Consider the following 1,886-nt stretch of genomic DNA (forward strand, 5'->3'; position numbering starts at 1 on the left):
TAAGCCCCAACGGGTGTTGTGATGGGTAGGGGAGCGTCGTCTGCCGGGTGAAGCGGCACTGGAAGGTAGTCGTGGACGGTTGACGAGTGAGAATGCAGGCATGAGTAGCGATACAAACGTGAGAAACGTTTGCGCCGATTGACTAAGGGTTCCTGGGTCAAGCTGATCTGCCCAGGGTAAGTCGGGACCTAAGGCGAGGCCGACAGGCGTAGTCGATGGATAACCGGTTGATATTCCGGTACCCGCTGTGAAGCGTCAAACATCGAGCATCGTGATGCTAAGGCCGTGAAGCCGTTCCGGACCCTTCGGGGAAAGGAAAGTGGTGGAGCCGCCGAACCAAGCGGTTAGTAGGTGAGTGATGGGGTGACGCAGGAAGGTAGTCCATCCCGGGCGGTGGTTGTCCCGGGGTAAGGGTGTAGGACGCGAGGTAGGCAAATCCGCCTTGCACATAGTCTGAGACCTGATGCCGAGCCGATTGTGGTGAAGTGGATGATCCTATGCTGTCGAGAAAAGCCTCTAGCGAGTTTCATGGCGGCCCGTACCCTAAACCGACTCAGGTGGTCAGGTAGAGAATACCGAGGCGTTCGGGTGAACTATGGTTAAGGAACTCGGCAAAATGCCCCCGTAACTTCGGGAGAAGGGGGGCCATTCCTGGTGATCGGATTTACTCCGTGAGCTGGGGGTGGCCGCAGAGACCAGCGAGAAGCGACTGTTTACTAAAAACACAGGTCCGTGCGAAGCCGTAAGGCGATGTATACGGACTGACGCCTGCCCGGTGCTGGAACGTTAAGGGGACCGGTTAGCTCACTTTCGGGTGGGCGAAGCTGAGAACTTAAGCGCCAGTAAACGGCGGTGGTAACTATAACCATCCTAAGGTAGCGAAATTCCTTGTCGGGTAAGTTCCGACCTGCACGAATGGCGTAACGACTTCTCGACTGTCTCAACCATAGGCCCGGTGAAATTGCACTACGAGTAAAGATGCTCGTTTCGCGCAGCAGGACGGAAAGACCCCGGGACCTTTACTACAGTTTGATATTGGTGTTCGGTTCGGCTTGTGTAGGATAGCTGGGAGACTTTGAAGCAGGCACGCCAGTGTTTGTGGAGTCGTCGTTGAAATACCAGTCTGGTCGTGCTGGATGTCTAACCTGGGTCCGTGATCCGGATCAGGGACAGTGTCTGATGGGTAGTTTAACTGGGGCGGTTGCCTCCTAAAGGGTAACGGAGGCGCCCAAAGGTTCCCTCAGCCTGGTTGGCAATCAGGTGTTGAGTGTAAGTGCACAAGGGAGCTTGACTGTGAGACCGACGGGTCGAGCAGGGACGAAAGTCGGGACTAGTGATCCGGCGGTGGCTTGTGGAAGCGCCGTCGCTCAACGGATAAAAGGTACCCCGGGGATAACAGGCTGATCTTCCCCAAGAGTCCATATCGACGGGATGGTTTGGCACCTCGATGTCGGCTCGTCGCATCCTGGGGCTGGAGTCGGTCCCAAGGGTTGGGCTGTTCGCCCATTAAAGCGGTACGCGAGCTGGGTTTAGAACGTCGTGAGACAGTTCGGTCCCTATCCGCTGTGCGCGTAGGAGTCTTGAGAAGGGCTGTCCCTAGTACGAGAGGACCGGGACGGACGAACCTCTGGTGTGCCAGTTGTCCTGCCAAGGGCATGGCTGGTTGGCTACGTTCGGGAGGGATAACCGCTGAAAGCATCTAAGCGGGAAGCCTGCTTCGAGATGAGGACTCCCACCCACTTGATGGGGTAAGGCTCCCAGTAGACGACTGGGTTGATAGGCCAGATATGGAAGCCTGGTAACGGGTGGAGTTGACTGGTACTAATAGGCCGAGGGCTTGTCCTCAGACGCTCGCGTTCACTGTGTTGGTTCTGAAACCACGACCA

1 rRNA gene is annotated in these 1,886 nt (G+C 56.5%); it reads left to right on the forward strand.

The features are described 5' to 3' along the window. Window positions 1–1,845 (forward strand): 23S ribosomal RNA (locus ACZ4VF_RS37945); the annotation flags it as partial. Window positions 1,846–1,886 lie beyond the last annotated feature (41 nt).

The sequence above is a fragment of the Streptomyces sp. NPDC029151 genome, assembly GCF_055564315.1.